This is a genomic window from Allobosea sp. LC85, assembly GCF_000735605.1.
Taxonomy (GTDB): Bacteria; Pseudomonadota; Alphaproteobacteria; order Rhizobiales; family Beijerinckiaceae; genus Allobosea.
Window position 1 is genome coordinate 304257 of sequence record NZ_JPKG01000027.1, and the last position, 19145, is coordinate 323401.

The following is a 19145-nucleotide window of genomic DNA, read 5'->3' on the forward strand; positions in this document are numbered from 1 at the left end:
CACCTGCGCCAGCCTCATGTTCTCGAGCGCACCGGTCTTCATAGGGGGAGATCGCGTCACCCTACGGATTCGTCTTGGCCGCCGCCTGCGCCCCCGCAGCGACGCCGGCGACGGACGGCCTAACCAATCCCGGCGAGGCTTCCGGCTGCAGGGTCACTTCGACAACGTCGCCCGGTTGTAGCTCGAAGTCCTCATTCGCGATGATGGTTTCGAGCCCTTTTTCGCCCCGCCTGACGATCGCTACCTCCACTCCAGACTTATGGCCGCGCGCGAGACTCGAGAGCTTCTCCTCAACCGTCTGCAGTCTGACCCGGATTTGGTTCAGTGCCGTGCGCGCGTCATGCAGATCCTGCAACAGCTTGATCCTGCGGCGATCGTCGAGCCGTTCCAACTGTCTGGCGTACTCGTCCTGCCGCTTCTTGACCTCCATCAGCTGTGCACCGGTCTGCAGTTTCCGCGTTGACGACAGCAGCACAGCGCGCCGGGCATCGGTCACGCGAGGGCTCGGCAAGGCCCCCTTGCCAAACATCTCCTCGACCTTTCTCAGCTCCTCGATATCGGCCTGTGTTCCCTGCTCTTCCTTCGCCTCCTGCGCCGCGAGCACCTTTGCCTGCTGGTCCGCCAGCTTGATGGACCGGTTGAGGTAGGATTTCTCGCGATCATGGTCCGATTGCTCGGCCCGCAGCTGATCGGTTTCAAGCTTCTCGATCTCCGCTATTCTGATCGAAGGGATGGGTGAGGGAGTCAGACGCTCGACCGCGATCTGGGCTGCGTCGCCCAATGTCGCCTGCAGCCGCAAGACACGCGCTTCGGACCTGGCGAGTTCCAGCCAAAGCCATTGAGATTCGTTGCTCAGCTCGACGGAGAGGAGAGCCGGGTTGCCTGTTCGCTGCCGCAGCAGATCGTAGCCCCCGGACACGGCCACCAGGTGGCGCACCGTCATCTGCGGGCGAAACGGCAACTCACCCGGCTTCGATACATCGCCCTTGATATAGACGGGCCTGTATTGCGCCACGCTGGCGGTGACCTCATCGGCCTCGATCGCCACCACGTATTCACGCCCGTCTGACGATCGTTGCCTGAACACCTTGCTGGCCATCATGGCCTGTATTCTTGATTCCATCTCGGAGGCAGAAAGCCCCGCCACTGCCACGCTCCCCAGCACCGGAAAGGAGATGCGGCCATCCGGTTGCACCGTCACACGTCGCTGCAGTTCCGGGACTCGTGCGACCAGAATCTCGATGACGTCTCCGGCCGCGATAGTATACCCGGCCTTCGCCGGGCCAAGCGAGCTTAACAGGCTGGCGATCACCAAGCCTGCCGCAAGGCCGCGGCGCTTCCTGGCCCGAGAGCTTTCAGTCTCGAGGCGGCTACCGTGTTCGGTATGCAATCGGGATCCCCACATCATGAGAACTCCTGGCACTGGGCCGGTCGAAGCTGGGACATTGATTTCACGGACTTGTCGCCGATCGGGGCGGTCGGGCGACATGTCTTCGAGGGGAGCGCCTGACATGCGCCAAGCGCCGCGGGCAGCCTGCCGCGCCGATCGATCCGCTCGTTGCCGTCGCCAGCCGTCTTGCAAATCGGTCAGTTGTCAGTCCGCTGACCGCCGATCCGGAGCCGTGGATCAAGGTTGGGCAACATGCCATGTCTCGCTCCGATACGTGTCCCCGCCGGCGACGATCCGTTGGTAAATTCGGGCGACCAGACGTCAGCATCCAGGGCAGACGCAGTCGCGGTCACCGCGGCGGGCCGGTCGGCCTCCTTCGCCGGATGAAACAGGCCGCTGTTCATGGCCCAGATCGCGGCTTGGGTGCGATTGTGAACGCGAACTCGGCGTAGGATCGCCTTGACGTGCACCTTAACGGTGGCCTCGGAAATCTTCATCCTACGCGCGATGATCTTGTTCGAATGCCCCTCGATCAAGCAGCTCAGAATCGATTTGTGCCGGGCCGAAAGACGCGGCGCGCAGCTCTCACCGGTCAGCGACGAATCATTGATCTCCGTGTCTTCGTCGCCGGAGAGGTCGGAATCGATGTCCTGCAACTGGTATCGCTGCAAGCGAACATCACCGTTGCGCCCGGAACTGCTGTATCCGATCCGGTGGCTGTCGAGCGGTTCTCTCTCTCCGTCAACAATCGTCAGCATTGTCGGTGGTAGAACCGTTTCGCCGAGCATCACCAGTTCGATGGATTTGATGAATACTTCACAGCTGGCAATCGTGACGAAATAAGCGTTCGCACCAGATCGGTATGCGGACACCATCTCGGAAAATTGATGCTGATGAGCCAGCACTACGACCCGGCCCTCTGGGCATTGCCGCTTGTAATACTCAATCTGGCTCATTGCAGAGCCGAAATCATCGCCAATGTCGATGATCAGGAGCACCTTGGCTTCTCGGGTCAGGGCGGCAACCACGTGATCGTCGACGCGAGACCGCGAGGCAGCGACCTCAAAATCCGCTGTAGTCAAAATGCGGGACAGACCTTCCCTCAACAGGGCATTGGGCCCGATGAGGACCACCAAAACTGATTTCGGCTCCATGTTCGCCCCTTCTGGCACTGCTACCCGCCCGCCCAGGAAAAGTGCCATCTAATCTTTTGAAATCTCACCGTTTATTCAAAGGATTTTCAATATAGCTCGCTCGTTCGCATGGGAATGATACGATATAAGGGATGTTGATGCATATATCGCCAAGCTAATTAGGCATTTTAAGACTTATGCATGATACCTACTTCCATTTGGGCTGATGCCTACGCCTTTTGGGTTAGCGGTGGCCGGAGACATGACCAGCGTGGCGGCGCAAATCCGGACGACGGGTTCGGACCCGGCACGTGGAAGGGGCGCGCGAATAGGGCCACTCGGTTGTCGTCGCGATCGCCTGTGGGACTGCCGGGCGTGCCCTGGCTGTTCACGGGAGCGGCGGCTGATTCAGATCGCCCTGGTCACTACTCCGGCGCGTCGCGCATCCGTGCCAGCTTCGTTTCAGCTCGCACGCGCAGCCAACCGCGGACGACTTGCGTCATCGGCTTCTCGACGAAACGATAAACGACGAGGGCGAGGACAACAGCTGCGAGCACGGCGGAGATGACAAAGGCTCCGATCCCCATCCCCGTCGCCAACCCACCATAAGCAAACAGCTCGCGCAGCGCGCGGATGGCAAAGGGATGCACGAGGTAGAGCGCATAAGACGCATCTCCCAGAGCGGCCACTGTATATTCCACGCTGGACCAGGCCAGCGAAACAGGGCCCAGAACTGCAGCTGCGACCAGAAACGCTGCGGGTATGCCATAGGCGAGGACCTGCGGCAGCAGGAGCGCTCCGCCCGGCTTGGCAAGGTCCAGGTGCAGGAGCAGCAGCGCGATGGCAAAGAGGCCGAAGCGGCCCATTGGTGACAGCAGACAACCCTTTTCGGCCAGCAATGCGAGCGCCATGCCAAAAACGAACTCAAGCACGATTGGTTCGCTCCAGAACGCCAGCGGCACCGGCAGAGCCTGCGAGACGCGGCCAAATGCGACGAGACTCAAGAGCACGGCCGCAACCGCCAGGACCGCCCTCTCGCGCTGCAACAGCAGCGCGCCTGCGAAGATCGAATAGAAGAACATCTCATAGTTGAGCGTCCAGCCGAGCGCATAGACCGGATGGACCACGCCGTTCGGCTGCGGGAAGGGGATGAAGAGATAGGTTGTCAGTATGGCAGACAGGTCCGGAGCATCCCGATTGAGCGCCGCTGGAGCCAACTGGCCGATGACGAGGTAGACGGTGACAATGGCCCAGTAGATCGGCACGACGCGAGCGATGCGACGAGAGAGAAAGACGCGAGGGCCGTCGACGGTCGCGAAAAGCTTCCGTGACGTATGGACCATGATGAAGCCGGAGATGACGAAGAACACGTCCACACCTGCCGGCCAGGGCAGCAGAGCGCTGGGTTGATAGGCGATGCCGAAGCGAACCGCGAGGGATTCGGCGTCGTATTGCGCATGGTAGAAAACGACGGCGAGAGCCGCAAAGACCCGGAGGCTCTGGACCAGGATCAGCTTGGGCGAGGCCTTCTTGCCTGGACACGCAATGGTCCGTTCGTCGACGGTCGCAGCTGCGGCCTGAGAGAATACTGTCATCTCGTCATTCTCGCACCATCCCGTGGGCGGGGTGCCGAACGACGATGCCACTCGACAGCATGACGTCGGCAAAGGTTTGGTGAAGCTGCCTCTTGCCGCCAAGCTTACTTCGCGCGTCTGTGCTCGGCTTGGCTAACAGGTGTTATGACCAGTAGGTGGAGGGGTACCCTCGAACGGGCGCTACCTCTGATTGGGTAGCGTCGATCTGCCTCATCTGCGAAGCGACGCGGCTGCTGTCACGATAGCCGGCAGGATGCACCCAGCGGCTCGTTCCGGGAACAGTCGGCGGGGCTTTCGACCTGTGAACGGGCCAGAATGAGGAAGCCCCGTGAGCACACTTTCTTCATGGATCTCAAAGAGCTGCGGGCTGGCGGCCTTGCTGATTGTGGCCTTGGGCTGCGAAGCTTCAGCCGGCGAGCGACTGGCCAATGCGTCCGTCTTGACCGCGCCGCCAATGAATCGCCCGGCGTATCGTCAACTGGCTACGGATCCGGTGCTGGGCACGCATTTCACTCGGGTAACGGACCCGGGGCGGCGTATGGCGGCCGGTGTTGTCTGCGCTGAGGCCTATTGCCGGCACCGCTATTCCAGCACGCAGGCCTGGAACGCCGATCAGACGCTGCTGGCTATCTCCAAGGGCTGCAACGGCTTCTGCTTTCTGGATGGTCAGACCTATGAGCCCGTCTTCCATCGCCCGGTCGACGACGACTGCAAATGGCATCCGACAGATCCGGCGCTCCTGATCTGCGTAAGAGACTCCGAGGTCTATGCTTGGGCGCCCCGGGCCAACGGCAGAACCGTGATCTACGCGCCAAAGGATTATAAACGAATCCAATTTGGTCCTTACAAAGGTAATCTGTCGCTTGATGGCAATCGGCTGGTTCTGCGCGCAACTAACCGGGCGGGCGCGCTGGTCGCCTTCGCCTACGACATTAAGGAAGGAAGGAAGTATCCGGATATTGACCTGGCAACGCTGCCAGGGCTGAACGACTACTGCGGCATCTCGCCTAGCGGACGATACATCGCGTGTTTGAGTACAAGGGACGATCGGACTGACGTCGCGCATATTCTGACCGTAGACGGCAAAGTAGTGCAGAGTTGGACGGAGCATCATCGTCCGGGACATGGTGACATGATGATCGATGCCGATGGCAGCGATGTCTACGTGGGCATCAGCAAGGCTGATCCCGACAAGTGGCACATCATCAAACGCAGGCTGTCGGACGGCGTGGTCACTGATCTCGCGCCTTCGGGCTATGGCGCACATGCCTCAACGCGCAATACCGATCGTCCAGGCTGGGTCTTTATTAGCTATGAAGGCAGCTATGACCGGATCGCCGGCAGCGTCGGCAGGGCGCCATTTTATCAGGAGGTCGTCGCGCTCCGTATCGATGGAAGCGGCGAAATTCGGCGCATCGCCCAGACACGCAACGCCCTGCGAGACTACATCAGTGAGACGCATGCCTCGCCATCGCCAGATGGATCGCAAGTGATCTGGTCCAGTAACTGGGGCGTCGCCGGTGGCCCAGTGGCGGACTACGTCTCTCGCGTGATCTGGCCAGAGGAGTGATCGGATCTGAACGGCGATGGCTGCCGGGGCGCAGCCATCGGGTCTGCAGCGCAGACGGTTTTAGGAGCGGGACGAGCAGGGCCTCAGGGAATGCTGCGGACAATCCATGGTCCTAGCCGGTTCGCCAGTGCCACCGGCATTCTTTTCCAGCAGCGGATCGCGAAGGCATATTTGGTATTGCTGGGGCTCAACTCCGGCATCGCGGTGCCGGGCGCCAACCAATAATACCAGGACAATGGGCGCACCTCGGGATTCCATTGCATCTTGAAACGATAGGTCCCTGAATCGATCGAGCAGCGGCCGAGATCGAGTTCGCGTGCGCCGAGATCGCCTGCCCATGTGATTGCGTTCCAGTACAGGAACTCATTCACCTGATGGGAAGCGTGCGCGTAGTCGGAACAAATCCATGGCAACTCGATCCGCTCTCCGCGCCGCAGTGCGATCGCGCCGGCAACTGCACGCCCCTCACGACGCACCAACAGGATCACCGTATCCTTCGTCGACTGCAGGATATTCTCAAAGAAGGCCGGGCTATAGACCGGCGTTCCGAGATCCCGCATGTTCAGGGCGAAGACGCGGTAGAAATCCCCGAGCGCTTCGCTGCCTTCAACCGAGAAAACCGCTCCGGATTTCGTTGCCTTTCTTACCTTCCCGCGCAGGCGCGAGCTCAGGTTTGACCAAATCTTCTCCTGATTTTCACTGAGATCGACCACGAGCGCCGCCTTATGCTGGCGAACCGTCCAGCTTTCGTCCGTGAAGTGCGTCGCCGCGCCCGGTTGCCGCAACTCGATGTGGCGCGCGCCTCGCTTCGCGGCGAGGTCTGCGGCAGCGGTTGCCAGCGCCGCCTCGCATTCCGGCGTGTCGGCCAGGATGCCGCCATAGTCCAGAAAGGGCAGCGATACGAAGAAGTGCCCGAACAAGGCGCTTTGCATCTCGACAAGCGGAAGGACACCGCGCACACGACCGCCGCCGCGCACCATCAAGTACCAGCTTCGATGGCCAAAGCTGCGCTCCGAAATCCCTCGCCATTCAAGCCCGTAATACTGGGACGAGCCTGGAATGCTGTCGACATAGGCCTGCCACTCGTCGTCACCCCCCGTTTGCGAAAGATCGACAACCTCGAGGTACTGCATTTTTGATCGCCGCTCCCGATGACCAGACCATCGAACGGAGATGGTCCCCGTGCTGCCCTCTCACGCGTTCATCAAGCGAGAGAGCCCGCCGCATTGGGAAGCATAATGCGCCGATTTCATCCTTGGACGAAGAGCATCAGGTTAGAAACAGCATACTCATCAAGAGGTATACCCCCTTGGATAATCAGTCACATTTTGTTTGCCGTGGTACTGATATTCGTTCTTGTTGCAACAAGTCGATGGGCCGCCCGATCGATGAAACAGGTTTCTGCGGTCGATTACTCGATATGCTCGCCCCCTCGGCGTATCGCGGGTTCCGAGACCTTCTCGGAAGGCCACGCGAGTGGCCACTTGGCGATTGCTCCGAGCCGAGACGGAGCGGATGCTTCCGCAAAGCAAGGTGTTGGCCAGGCCGGCCTTGGCCAGACCGCGCTCTCAATCGATGTCGAGGATTGGTTCCATGCCGCCAACCTGGCAGGCGTGGTTCCGCGGGAGGCATGGAACGATTGCGAATCGCGTGTCGAACGCAACACCATGCGGATCTTACAGATCCTCGATGCGGCCAATATCCGTGCGACGTTCTTCGTTCTGGGCTGGGTGGCCGAACGATGCCCGGGGCTCGTGCGCGCCATCGCCGAAGGAGGGCATGAAGTAGCGTGTCACGGGCACGGGCATCAGCTTGTCACGTCGCTCCAGCCAGGCGAGTTTCGAGCCGATGTTTCGCGCGCCAAGAAATATCTCGAAGACCTGCTGGGCATGCGGGTGCGTGGTTATCGCGCGCCGTCGTTCTCCATAATGGACTGGGCCATTCCGATCTTGCAGCAACTCGGCTTCGAGTACGATTCGTCGGTCGTGCCGACGATCGCGCATGATCGGTATGGCAGGCTGACCGGAGTGCATACGGGTACGCCCGTCGCCTTGCTGGGCGACGGTTTCCATGAGGTCTGCATATCGTGCCTCCCGCTCGGCAAGCGCGGGATCCCTTGGGGGGGCGGCGGATATTTTCGGCTGGCTCCCTATGCGCTGTGGAGCCAGGGCATACGCGCCATCCTGCGCTCCGGGCGACCTTATGTATTCTACATCCATCCCTGGGAGATCGATGCCGGTCAGCCGCGCATTTCCGGACTGAAGGCCACAGAGAGGTTTCGCCATCGCGTCAATCTTGGGCGGTGCGAAGAGCGCTTCATCGCGCTTGCGGGCGCATTCCCATGGACTACGATCGGCGATCTGATCGATCAAGGGTACCCGAATCGTGACGCCACGCCGCGACAAGCGGTAGGTCGATGAGTTTGGCTTTCTCCTCCTCGAGGCCGAATCGCTCAATGTCTCGGTCAGCATCTCGACGAGCATCCGGCATTGGGAGCGGCGTTGGACCGTCGGCACGCCCTGGCGATCAGGCCCGACCATCAATGTCGTCGGACCAGGCACCTACCCTTGCCACAGGCTCAGCGTCGGGTGAGATTTCCAGGATCCTATGGCGCGCGGGGCAGCACGTCGTTGCCAAAGAAATCCGTTTGCCGTGGCCCACTTGCCGTGTTCGCCTGGATATAGGCTGGGCCGCCCCGGCTGGGAGCGGGACCGACGTCGAGATAGCTTCGCTCGGCCGGGGTACGGGGCGCTGCGGTGGATACAACCGAGGGTGAGGCGAACTCCTCGCGCGGCGTGCAGCCTGCAATGCTGGTCAATAGAATAAGACTGGAAACAATTTGAGCAGCTCTCATCGCGCGATCTTTCAACTCATTTCATGCGATAATAATATCCAAGAAAAACACGGGGCCGGCAAGTTGGCGATCTTTGACGACCTGATCGATCAATCACTCCTTGGCCGAGCTGCGATTGAACCCGGCCGTGCCCGCTCGATTGCCAAGCGCGAATCAACGACATGTGGCAGATTGTGATGGCTTCATCCGCCGACTAGGATTTTTGGCCTGTTTCCATGACCCGCGACATCGCTGCGCGACGGCATCGCATCATCCTCGAAAGTCTCGAAAGACAGGAATCGATCAGCGTCGAGGAACTGGCCCGATCGCTCGACGTCTCTCGCGAGACGATCCGGCGAGACCTCAAGGCCTTGTCGGCTGACGGTCTGCTGGCGGTTGTTCACGGCGGAGCGATCCGATCCGAGCGTTCGGAAGCATCCTTTGCCAGCCGCCGAACCGTGAACCGTGCAGGCAAGGAACTGATCGCCACTCTCGCCGCCGCCATGCTTGGCGATGGCATGACCATTTTGCTCGATTCCGGCACCACGACCGAAGCGGTGGTGCGCGCGCTGGCGCGATCGGAGCGAAAGCGGCTGGTCGTGCATACCACGTCGCTTGAGAACGCGCGGCTGGCCAGCCGGCTGCCGGGCGCCCGCGTCTTCCTGATCGGTGGCGAATTCGATCGCAACGAGGATGCAACCTCGGGCGCCGAAGCGCTGCGAGCGATCGGACGCCTCTCGGCGGATTTCTCCTTCGTCAGCGTCGGCGGCGTCGACGCGGAGGGACGGCTGACCGACTACACCCGAGCCGGAGCGGCCATCCGAAGTGCCCTCTTGGGCGCCGCAGAGCAAGGCTTCCTGATGGCCGACAGCAGCAAGTTCGGCCTTGTCCTGCCGAGCCGGATCGGCGCCGACGAGACCTGCGCGGGACTGCTGCTCGACCGGCTTCCGCCGGATCCGATCGCCGCGAATCTGACGAAGAACGGAGTTCGCCTGGTCGTTTCCTAATTTGCCCGTTTTGTGGTTTTTTGTTGTTTTGTGGATTTTGCCTGCTAAACTGCCTCCATCGCGGAGGCGCTCATGTCCATTCCCACCCAAGCTCGCGTCGTCATCATCGGCGGCGGTATCGTCGGCTGCTCTGTCGCCTATCATCTGACCAAACTCGGCTGGCGCGATGTGCTCCTGCTCGAACAGGGGCGGCTGTCCTCGGGCACCACCTGGCACGCGGCGGGTCTGGTCGGGCAGCTGCGCAGCCAGTCGAGCATGACCCGCCTGATCCGCTATTCGACGGAGCTCTACGCTTCACTCGAGCGGGAGACCGAGCTCGCCACGGGCTGGAAGCGCTGCGGCTCGGTTTCGGTCGCACGCACGCCCGAACGGATGACGCAGCTGCGCCGGACCATTTCGGCAGCGCGCGCCCAGGGGGTGGAAATCGAGGAGCTGAGCCCGAAGGAGGCCGGCGACAAATGGCCGGTGATGCGCACCGACGATCTCGTCGGCGGCGTCTGGCTTCCCGGCGACGGCAAGGCGAACCCGTCCGACATCACCCAGGCGCTGGCGCGCGGCGCCCGTAGCCGCGGCGCAACCGTGCGCGAAGGTATCCGCGTCACCGGCATCGAGACCGAGAGGGGACGGGTGAGGGCGGTGCAGACCGACCAAGGCCGGGTCGAATGCGAGGTCCTGGCCATCTGCGCGGGACAATGGTCACGCGCGGTCGGACAGATGTGCGGCGTGTCGGTGCCACTGCATTCGGCCGAGCACATGTACATCGTCACCGGCAAGATCGAGGGCGTGACGCCGGACCTGCCCGTCATGCGCGATCCCGATGGCTACACCTACTACAAGGAGGAAGTCGGCGGCCTGGTCATGGGCGGCTTCGAGCCCGATGCGAAACCGTGGGGCATGGACGGCATCCCCTATCCGTTCGAGTTCCAGCTCCTGCCCGATGACTGGGACCAGTTCGCCATCCTGATGGAAAACGCGCTGCAGCGCGTGCCGGCGCTGGAGACGGCTGAGATCAAGACCTTCCTCAACGGTCCCGAGAGCTTCACGCCGGACAACAACTTCCTTCTGGGCGAGGCTCCGGAAGTGGCGGGCATCTATGTCGGCGCCGGCTTCAACTCCATGGGCATCGCGTCTGCGGGCGGCGCCGGCAGCGCGCTGGCCGAATGGATCGTCGCGGGCGAGGCGACGAGCGATCTCTGGCCCGTCGACATCCGCCGCTTCGCGAACTTCAACAACAATCCGGCCTGGCTGAAGGATCGCATCAAGGAGACGCTCGGCCTTCACTACGCCATGCCCTGGCCGAACCGCGAACTCGATACCGCAAGGCCCTTCCGCCGCTCGCCGCTCTATGAGCGCCTCGCCGCCAAGCACGCTGTCTTCGGCTCCAAGATGGGCTGGGAACGCGCGAACTATTTTGCCCGCAACGAGGAGGAGCGGACGATCCGCTATTCCTTCGGACAGCAGAACTGGTTCGAAACGGTCGCCGCAGAGCATCGTGCCTGCCGCGAGGCGGCGGGGCTCGTCGACATGAGCAGCTTCGCCAAATTCCTGCTGCAGGGTCCGCAGGCCGAAGCGGCATTGCAGCGCCTCACCTCCAACGATGTGGCCGTTCCGGTCGGCAGCTCGGTCTACACTGCATTGCTCAACGCACGCGGCACCTTCGAAAGCGACCTCACGGCCGCCCGCATTGCGCCTGACACCTATCTTCTCCTGACCGGCACCGCCCAGGCGACGCGTGACGCGCACTGGATCAGGCGCCAGCTCCCGGAGGGAGCGACGCTGACGGACGTGACATCGGCCTATGCCGTGCTCTCGCTGGCCGGCCCAAAGGTGGTCGAGATCCTCAGCCGTGTCTCGCCAGTCTCCTTCGATCCCGTCGATTTCCCGCCCAACGCGATCCGGCAGATCACCATCGGCTATGCCACGACCTGGGCTTGCCGCCGTTCCTATCTGGGGGACGGCTTCGAACTCTACGTGTCGGCGGAATTCGCGCCGGCCATCTACGATGTGCTGCACGACGCCGGAGCCGATCTCGGTCTCGTCGATGTGGGATATTACGCGGTCGACTCGCTGCGCATCGAGAAGGGCTTCCGCGCCTGGGGACGCGAGCTGACGCCGGACGTCAATCCCTACGAGGCCGGCCTCGGCTTCGCCGTGAAGTTGAACAAAGGCGATTTCATCGGCCGCGACGCGCTCACCGCTGCCCGCGCGGCTCCGCGCACCAAGCGGCTGGTCGCGCTTGTCGGCCCCCGTCCGAACGGTCAGATGGCCTGGGGCGGCGAGGCGATCCTGGCGGATGGCAGGCCAGTCGGCGAGATCACTTCTGCGGCGTTCGGCGCAACCCTCGGCGGAATCGTTGCACTCGGCTGGGCGCAAAGCCACGAGCCTATCGACCAGGCCTGGCTCGACGCGCGCAACTGGACGATCGATCTCGCGGGCACGGCGATCCCCGTGACGGCGAGCCTCGCTGCTCCGCTCGACCGCGCGCCGGCGCGTGGAGCCTGAGGGGTTGACCGATCTCACGCCGCTCGCGCCCGCCATTCCCAGGGACATCGTCGTGCGCAAGCCCGCCCGTGTCCTGAACCTTGCCTGCGAGGACCGGCCCGGCATCGTGCATGCCGTCAGCGGCGTGCTCTATCGGCACGGCTGCAACATCCTGGAAAGCGCGCAGTTCAGCGATCCGCGCGACGCCCGCTTCTTCATGCGCGTCGCCTTCGCCGCTGGCGACCGCTTCGACGACACGGCGTTCCGGCGCGAGTTCGACGGCGTGGCCGGAACCTTCCAGATGAGCTGGGACGCCGTCGACACGGCCCGCCCGGCCCGCATTCTGCTGATGGTGTCACGCTTCGGCCATTGCCTGAACGATCTGCTCTTCCGCCAGGCAACGGGGAATCTCAACATCACGATTCCCGCGATCGTCTCGAACCACCGCGATTTCGAGCCGCTGGCGCAGAACTACGGCATCCCGTTCCACTATCTGCCGGTCACGGCGGAGACGAAGGCGGAGCAGGAGGGAAAGCTGCTGGAGCTCGTTGCGCAGACCGATGCGTCGCTGGTCGTCCTCGCCCGCTATATGCAGGTGCTCTCCAACGATCTCTGCCGCGCGCTCGACGGGCGGGCGATCAACATCCATCATTCCTTCCTGCCGAGCTTCAAGGGCGCCAAGCCTTACCATCAGGCCTATGATCGCGGCGTGAAGCTGATCGGAGCAACGGCGCATTACGTCACCCCTGATCTGGACGAAGGCCCGATCATCGACCAGGACGTTGCGCGCGCCGATCATTCGCTGGCTCCCGACGATCTCGTCAGTGTCGGGCGCGATATCGAGGCGGTCGTCCTGGCGCGCGCCCTGCGCCTGCACGTCGAACGGCGGGTGATGCTGGCCGGCCGGCGGACCGTCATCTTCCGCTAAAGCATCGGCCCGAAAAGTGGATTGGGGTTTTCGGGGCAAAGCCGATGCAAACACAAAGCGTTAGATCATCGGACCAGATGCGGTTCCCGGTCCGATGATCTAGGAGCCCTGGCTCAGCTCAGGCGAAGCAGGGCAACGGTATCGACCGGCCAGAGTGGCCCGCAGGCACAGTCGCCGGGATTCACTCGCCCGCCCGCATCAGGCGGCTTCCCATCAGGGCTCCCCTCTGCTCGAGAAGTCCGTGCACGGTGGCGGCGATATGAGCGTCGATGCGCTTCAGATCCCGCGCGATATCAAGCTGCAGAGCGCTGACGATCACCGCTTCGCGGCTGCCGGTGCGCATCTCGGCGAGATGGGCCTCGATCGCTTCCCGCTCCAGTTCGCGAAAGGTTTCCTTCTCGCGCACGATCCGGCGCGCCGTCGCTTCGTCCTGCGAGATGAAGACCGTGAGTGCCAGGCGCAGATGATCCCGCAGCCTGTCATGCGTATCGGCGATGCGGGCGAGCGCTTCTTCAGGCAACCGGCGCTGATCGCGGATGCGCTTGCCGGCCATCTGCATCAGGTTCTTCTCGATGATGTCGCCGATATGCTCGAGGTTGATCGCCAATGTGAGCACCTCCGAGAGCCGGTGCTCGTCGGATTGCGACAGCGTCTCGTGCGCAATCGCGCCGACATAGAGCTGGATCTGGTTATAGAGGTTATCGAGCACGTCGTCGGCCCGGCTGACTTCGGCGACTCGGGCCGGATCGTCGCCCTCGAACGCCCTCAGCGACGTCTTCAGCATCGCGTCGACGACGTCGGCCATGTGCAGCACTTCGCGGGTCGCATTGGCGAGCGCGAGCGTCGGTGTGGTGAGCGCTGCGGTATCGAGATAGCGCGGGCGCGACGGGTCCGCTTCCGGCGCAGGATCGGGCAGCAGGCGCGTCAGAACGCCCGCGAAAGCCGGCAGCGGGACAAGGAAGAGCAGAGCCATCACGATATTGAAGGCAAGGTGGAACAGCGCCGCCGATTGCGCCGAATGGCTCGCGAACCGCTCCGCAATCGGTGTGAGCACGGGCAGAAGCAGCAGCCCGGCCGCGCAGCCCAGGATGCGGTTGGCGAGGTTGCCCACCGGCACGCGCCTGGCCGCGGCATTCCCGTTCAGGGCCTGAACAAGGGGATTGAGCGCCGTGCCGAGATTGCAGCCCAGCACCATCGCCAGCATGGTCTGGGTTCCGACGACCCCTGTCGCAGCAAGGCTCATCACGACCAGGATCGCCGCGAGGGAGGAATGAGCGGCAAAGCTGAGCACCGCAGCCAGGAGCAAGGCAATCAGCGGATCGCCCGAGAGCGCGCCGAGAACCGTGCGCAGCACCTGCGAGTGCTCGACCGGCGCCATTGTGCCCTGCATCAGGCGCAAGGACAGCAACATCAGGCCCAGTCCGAACAGCGCCTTCGCCATTTCGTTGGCTGCCAACCGGCCAAAGCGGCGCATGCCGACATAGCCGACGAGGAGCAGGAGCGGCACGAAGATGCTCGTGTCGAAGCCGACGAACTGGACGATCAGCGTCGTCCCGACATTGGCGCCGAGCATCATCGCCAGCGCCGGCGCCAGCGCGATCAATCCGGCGCCTGAGAACGAGGCGATCATCATCGCAGTCGCCGTGCTGGATTGCAGGCCGGCCGTCACCATGAGCCCCGCGCCGAATGCCCGCCAACGACTGTCGAGACCTGTTGCCAGCAGCGCTCGCAACCGGCTGCCGAAAGCGGCCGATACCCCCGCCGTCACGAGCTGCACGCTCCAGAGCAGCAGGGCGACCTCGCCAGCAAGCGCAAGCAGGATCTGGGTCGGCGTCTGCCCGGTCATGATCGCGTTCTCCCGCGCGCCGAAAGCATCGGCCCGAAAAGTGGATTGCGGTTTTCGGAAAGGCCGATGCGAATACTGAAAGGCTGGATCATCGGCCCGAAAAGTGGATTGCGGTTTTCGGAAAGGCCGATGCGAATACTGAGAGGCTGGATCATCGGCCCGAATACGCTATCCGGTCCGATGATCTAGCGTTGCCGCCAGTGCTGCAGGCGGCCGAAGACCAGGCGGTCGAGGCCAGCATGGGCGAGCTTCACGGCAATGGCCGTGAACATGATGATGCTCGCCATGCCGGCGGCCGACGCCATGGCGCCCGCCTCATCCATGTGCACGATCGCGATCGAGGCGAGCTTGGTGTCGGCGCCATAGAGGAAGATCACGGCCGAGACCGTGGTCAGTGCGTTGACGAAGACATAGACCGCGATGTCGAGGATCGCCGGCATGCAGATCGGCGCCGTCACCCGCCGGAACGTCGACCAGAATGGCACCTTGAGCGAGGCGGAAACCGACTCGAACTCGCTGTCGAGCTGCTTCAGGCTCGTCAGCGCCGTGATGTGCCCGACCGTGTAGAAATGGGCGATGGTGTTGATCACCAGGATCGTCAGCGTCCCGTACAGGAAGCTAAGCGGATTCCAGCCCGCATTGAAGAAGAAGACATAGCCCAGGCCGAGCACGAGGCCGGGCACGGCCATGGGCAGCATCGCGAGGAACTGGGCGAAGGCGCGCAGCCGCGGGTACAGCTTCACCTTCTCGATCAGATAGGCGCCGGTGAAGATCAGCGCCGTGCCGATCACCGCTGTCAGGGACGCGAGCAGCAACGAGTTGGCATAGGTCTTCCAGCCATCCGGCTCGACCGCGGCGAAGTCGTAATTGCTCAGGGTCAGGGACAGGTTGTAGGGCCAGTATTTGACGAAGGAGCCCCAGAAGGCGATCGCGTAGGGGCTGACGATCGCAAAAGCGATCACGGCGACGAAGCCGAGCAGGGCGAGGTCGCGGCGCCGGTCAGGCTGCGGCACATAGGGAACGGCGCGGGCCGACAGCATGGCGCCCTGGCGCCGCTGCACCACACGATCGACGAAGAAGGCGAGCACCGCCGGCACCAGCAGGATGATGCCGACCACGGCACCCATCGGGAAATTCTGCTGGCCGACGACCTGCTTGTAGGCGTCGGTCGCCAGCACGTTGAACTGCCCGCCGATCACCTTGGGAATGCCGAAATCGGTGATCACCAGCGTGAAGACGACGAAGATGGCGCTGATCACGCCGTAGCGCGCGCCCGGAAGGGTGATCGTCCGGAAAATGCGCCAACGCGACGTGCCCATCGCCTCCGCCGCTTCGCGCAGCCGGCCGTCCGACAGTGCGAGCGCCGTGACGAGAATCAGCATGGCGTGCGGAAAGCTGTAGAGCACCTCCGCCGCGATGATGCCGACCGGGCCGTAGAGCGAGGCGCCCATCATCCAGGACTTGAGCAGCCCCTGGTTGCCGAAGACATAGATCAGCGCGAGGCCCGAGAGCAGGGACGGCGCAAAGACCGGGATCATCGCCGCCGCATGGAAGACGCCCTTCGCCGGAATGCAGCTGCGGCGCAGCGCGTAGGCGTAGAGAAAGGCGAGTGGCACCACGATCACAGTGGTCGCGCTGGCGACCGCGAGGCTGTTGAGCAGCGAGAAGAACAGCGCCGGCGTCGTCGCATAGCTGACGAAATTCGTCAGGCCGACGAAGCGCCCCTGCGTATCTTCGAGACTTTTGGAGAGGAGCGCCCAGAGCGGCAGGGCGATGATGAGGACCAGCACCGCGCATAGCGCGACGATCAGAACCGCGGCGACATGGCGCTCGCTGATCCGCACCGGCGCAACCTTCACGGACGCATCGATCAGCGGCAGCGGCGGTGCGAGGTCGCTCATCGTCCACCCCCCGCAAAGACATGCAGGGCTTCGGGCGGAAAGGCGACGGCGCGCACCTGCCCCGCCGTGATGCCGAGATCGCGCATCGCATTGGCCGAGAAATCGGCCGCGATCCGGGTCGAACGGGAACTGGTCGGCTCCAGATGCGCCCGGCAATAGGAACCGAGGAAGGACAGGTCCCCGATCCGCGCTTCGAAGCGGTTCGGCGTATCGTCCCCGATGCTGCGGGTGCGAACCTCCTCCGGCCGCATTGCCAGCCGCACCGGCGTTCCCACGGCGAAGGGGGCCGCATTGGCGACGAGCAGGTCGAGTTCGTCCACACGGACCTGGCCCGGTCCGGTCACGATCGCATCCATGAAGGTCATATGCCCGACGAAATCGGCGACGAAGGGCGTGGCGGGGCGCCGGTAGATCTCCTCCGGCGTGCCGACCTGCTCGACGGCGCCGTCGCGCATCACGACGATGCGGTCGGCCATCGCCAGCGCCTCCTCCTGGTCATGCGTCACCATGATCGTGGTCACGCCGAGCCGCTGCTGCAGCGAGCGCATTTCGTCGCGCAGGCGCACCCGGACCTTGGCGTCGAGGGCCGATAGCGGTTCATCGAGCAGCAGCAGCTCCGGCGAGGTGGCAAGCGCGCGCGCCAGCGCCACGCGCTGCTGCTGCCCACCCGAAAGCTGGATCGGGTATTTCCTGCCCTGCTCCGGCAGGCCGACCAGCGTCAGCAGCTCCTCGACGCGGCGGGCGATGTCGCCGGAGGAGCGACGCCGGTTGACGAGACCATAGCCGACATTGTCGGTGACGGTGAGATTGGGGAAGAGCGCGTAGGATTGGAAGACGATCCCGAAGTCGCGCTCCGACGGACTTGCCCGCGACACGTCGCGCCCGCCCATGTGGATGGTGCCGCCATCCTGCTGGTCGAGGCCGGCGATGGCCCGCAGCAATGTCGTCTTGCCGCAGCCGGACGGCCCGAGAAAGCAGACGAATTCGCCGCGGCGGATGTCGAGATCGATATCGTGCAACGCCCGAAACGCGCCGTAATTCTTGGCGAGGTCGCGGATCGAGAGGAATGGGGGCGTGGTCGTGGACATCGTGCCTACCTTCATCTGAACGGGCAGTGATCAGGCTCGCGGGCAACGGCGAAGCCGCTCACTTTGCGTCTTGCACGGAGCATGCCGCCGGCCCGCGCAAGCGGCCGGCGGCATGGCAAGGGCTCAGTTCTTCGGCGCGGCCTTGGACTCGTAGCGCTTCGACCATTCGGCGAGCACGCGCTCGCGATTGTCGGCCATCCAGGCCAGGTCGTTCTTGATCATCCCCGCTTCGGCATTGGCGGGATAGTTCGCCGGCTTGTTCTCGACGCCCGGCGCAGCCACGATGGCGTAGGTCTTCGAGTAAAGCTCGTTCGCCCCCTTGGTCGTCGACCAGTCGGCGATCTTCTTGGAGACGGAGAGGTTCTTGCTACCCTTGACGATGGCGCTGGCTTCCATTTCCCAGCCCACGCCCTCCTTCGGGATCACGACCTCGATCGGCGCGCCCTTGCTCTTCTCGGACGCGCCGCGCATGTCGAGCGCCAGACCGATGGTGCGCTCGCCGCGGGCGGCCTGCACGCAGGGCGCGGAACCCGAATGGAGATAGGCGCCGATGTTCTCGTGCAGCCCGTCCATGAACTTCCAGCCCTCGGCCTCGCCCATGCTCTGCAGCCAGCCGGCGACCATCAGATAGCCGGTGCCGGAGGAGGCCGGATGGGGCATCACGATCTTGCCCTTGAAAGCCGGGTTGAGCAGGTCCTTCCACGAGGACGGCACGGGCACGCCCTTGGCCTCGGCGGTATTGTAGCAGACGACGCCGAGATAAGCGTCCATGCCGGTCCAAGTATAGGGGCCGTTGGTATCGCGGAACACCGGCTTCAGCGCTTCGGCGCCGGCCGGCTTGTAGGTTTCCAGCAGCCCGGCCTTTTCGAACATGAGCAGGCTGGAGGCCGCGAGCCCGATCACCATGTCGGCCCGCGGATTGTCCTTTTCGGCTAGGAAGCGGGCGGTGATGACGCCGGTGGAGTCGCGGACCCAGACGACTTCTGCCTCCGGCACAGCCTTCTCGATCGAGGCCTTGAACGGTCCGAGCTGGTCGTTCTCGAGAGCGGTGTAGATCGTTACCTTCGTCTTCTGCGCCTGGGCGACACCGGGCAGCGCGAGCGCGAATGCTCCGATGACGCAGGAAGCAAGCCAGTTCTTCATCTTCTCATCCCCTCGTTGTGATCGATTAGAGCGCTCTTTCGGCGTTTTCCCCTGAGATCGTAAAACGCAGGCGGATCGCTCCGCCTGCGCTGCTTATGTTTGTCATGCGGTCCAGGGCAGGGACCAGGTCTTGACGTTGGTGAAGCTCTTCATGGCTTCGACGACGCCCTCCTTGTAGCCGAGGCCGGAATCCTTGATGCCGCCGAAGGGCGACATCTCGATGCGGTAGC

Annotated in this window: 14 protein-coding genes; 5 read left to right on the forward strand and 9 right to left on the reverse strand. The window is 63.3% G+C overall.

Annotated features, from left to right (window positions below; translation table 11 throughout):
- Positions 1–61: 61 nt before the first annotated feature.
- The 3 genes from FG93_RS13565 to FG93_RS13575 form a co-directional block, all read right to left on the reverse strand.
- Positions 62–1408: a polysaccharide biosynthesis/export family protein gene (locus FG93_RS13565; protein WP_244448605.1), complete on the reverse strand. Its 1347-nt coding sequence runs from the start codon at positions 1406–1408 to the stop codon at positions 62–64.
- A gap of 179 nt (positions 1409–1587) precedes the next feature.
- Entirely contained in the window at positions 1588–2592 is a 1005-nt protein-coding gene (locus tag FG93_RS13570) for a response regulator transcription factor (RefSeq protein ID WP_052513723.1), read from the reverse strand.
- Between the two features lie 356 nt (positions 2593–2948).
- Positions 2949–4118, reverse strand: a complete 1170-nt coding sequence (locus tag FG93_RS13575; RefSeq protein ID WP_052513724.1) for an acyltransferase — start codon at positions 4116–4118, stop codon at positions 2949–2951.
- A 328-nt stretch (positions 4119–4446) separates the two neighbouring features.
- Here FG93_RS13575 and FG93_RS13580 point away from each other — a divergent pair, with 328 nt between their 5' ends.
- Positions 4447–5688 carry a hypothetical protein gene (locus FG93_RS13580; RefSeq protein ID WP_052513725.1) on the forward strand — a complete coding sequence of 414 codons (1242 nt, stop codon included), beginning with the start codon at positions 4447–4449 and terminating at the stop codon, positions 5686–5688.
- Positions 5689–5771: 83 nt separating this feature from the next.
- Here FG93_RS13580 and FG93_RS13585 read toward each other — a convergent pair whose 3' ends face one another.
- Entirely contained in the window at positions 5772–6821 is a 1050-nt protein-coding gene (locus FG93_RS13585; RefSeq protein ID WP_043235049.1) for a FemAB family XrtA/PEP-CTERM system-associated protein, read from the reverse strand.
- A gap of 351 nt (positions 6822–7172) precedes the next feature.
- On the opposite strand from FG93_RS13585, the gene FG93_RS13590 reads away from it, so the two are divergent.
- The 4 genes from FG93_RS13590 to purU all read left to right on the forward strand — a co-directional run bounded on the left by FG93_RS13590 (position 7173) and on the right by purU (position 12937).
- Positions 7173–8108, forward strand: a complete 936-nt coding sequence (locus FG93_RS13590) for an XrtA system polysaccharide deacetylase (protein WP_052513726.1) — start codon at positions 7173–7175, stop codon at positions 8106–8108.
- A gap of 649 nt (positions 8109–8757) precedes the next feature.
- A complete protein-coding gene (locus tag FG93_RS13595; protein ID WP_043235051.1) occupies positions 8758–9528 on the forward strand; it encodes a DeoR/GlpR family DNA-binding transcription regulator in 771 nt (256 codons plus the stop codon).
- A gap of 72 nt (positions 9529–9600) precedes the next feature.
- A complete protein-coding gene (locus tag FG93_RS13600; protein ID WP_043235052.1) occupies positions 9601–12030 on the forward strand; it encodes an FAD-dependent oxidoreductase in 2430 nt (809 codons plus the stop codon).
- Positions 12031–12034: 4 nt separating this feature from the next.
- Positions 12035–12937 carry a formyltetrahydrofolate deformylase gene (gene purU, locus FG93_RS13605; RefSeq protein ID WP_244448606.1) on the forward strand — a complete coding sequence of 301 codons (903 nt, stop codon included), beginning with the start codon at positions 12035–12037 and terminating at the stop codon, positions 12935–12937.
- Between the two features lie 181 nt (positions 12938–13118).
- Here the strand turns inward: purU and FG93_RS13610 are convergent, their stop codons facing one another.
- The 5 genes from FG93_RS13610 to FG93_RS32400 form a co-directional block, all read right to left on the reverse strand.
- Positions 13119–14783 (reverse strand): Na/Pi cotransporter family protein, encoded by a 1665-nt coding sequence (locus tag FG93_RS13610; protein WP_043235054.1) that lies wholly within the window; start codon positions 14781–14783, stop codon positions 13119–13121.
- Between the two features lie 185 nt (positions 14784–14968).
- Entirely contained in the window at positions 14969–16684 is a 1716-nt protein-coding gene (locus FG93_RS13615; protein ID WP_043235056.1) for a putative 2-aminoethylphosphonate ABC transporter permease subunit, read from the reverse strand.
- Positions 16681–17772, reverse strand: a complete 1092-nt coding sequence (locus tag FG93_RS13620) for a putative 2-aminoethylphosphonate ABC transporter ATP-binding protein (RefSeq protein ID WP_244448607.1) — start codon at positions 17770–17772, stop codon at positions 16681–16683. Before FG93_RS13620 ends, FG93_RS13615 begins: the two co-directional genes overlap by 4 nt.
- Before the next feature lie 123 nt (positions 17773–17895).
- Positions 17896–18915 carry a putative 2-aminoethylphosphonate ABC transporter substrate-binding protein gene (locus FG93_RS13625; protein ID WP_052513727.1) on the reverse strand — a complete coding sequence of 340 codons (1020 nt, stop codon included), beginning with the start codon at positions 18913–18915 and terminating at the stop codon, positions 17896–17898.
- Positions 18916–19017: 102 nt separating this feature from the next.
- A partial coding sequence (locus FG93_RS32400) for an aldehyde dehydrogenase family protein (RefSeq protein ID WP_152579426.1) occupies positions 19018–19145 on the reverse strand: 128 nt, incomplete at its 5' end.

Excerpts from the sequence above, each read along its gene's own strand:
- FG93_RS13565 (WP_244448605.1), bottom strand. The coding sequence starts at position 1,408 with ATGATGTGGGGATCCCGATTGCATACCGAACACGGTAGCCGCCTCGAG.
- FG93_RS13570 (WP_052513723.1), bottom strand. The coding sequence starts at position 2,592 with ATGGCACTTTTCCTGGGCGGGCGGGTAGCAGTGCCAGAAGGGGCGAAC.
- FG93_RS13575 (WP_052513724.1), bottom strand. The coding sequence starts at position 4,118 with ATGACAGTATTCTCTCAGGCCGCAGCTGCGACCGTCGACGAACGGACC.
- FG93_RS13585 (WP_043235049.1), bottom strand. The coding sequence starts at position 6,821 with ATGCAGTACCTCGAGGTTGTCGATCTTTCGCAAACGGGGGGTGACGAC.
- FG93_RS13595 (WP_043235051.1), top strand. The coding sequence starts at position 8,758 with ATGACCCGCGACATCGCTGCGCGACGGCATCGCATCATCCTCGAAAGT.
- FG93_RS13600 (WP_043235052.1), top strand. The coding sequence starts at position 9,601 with ATGTCCATTCCCACCCAAGCTCGCGTCGTCATCATCGGCGGCGGTATC.
- FG93_RS13610 (WP_043235054.1), bottom strand. The coding sequence starts at position 14,783 with ATGACCGGGCAGACGCCGACCCAGATCCTGCTTGCGCTTGCTGGCGAG.
- FG93_RS13615 (WP_043235056.1), bottom strand. The coding sequence starts at position 16,684 with ATGAGCGACCTCGCACCGCCGCTGCCGCTGATCGATGCGTCCGTGAAG.
- FG93_RS13620 (WP_244448607.1), bottom strand. The coding sequence starts at position 17,772 with ATGTCCACGACCACGCCCCCATTCCTCTCGATCCGCGACCTCGCCAAG.
- FG93_RS13625 (WP_052513727.1), bottom strand. The coding sequence starts at position 18,915 with ATGAAGAACTGGCTTGCTTCCTGCGTCATCGGAGCATTCGCGCTCGCG.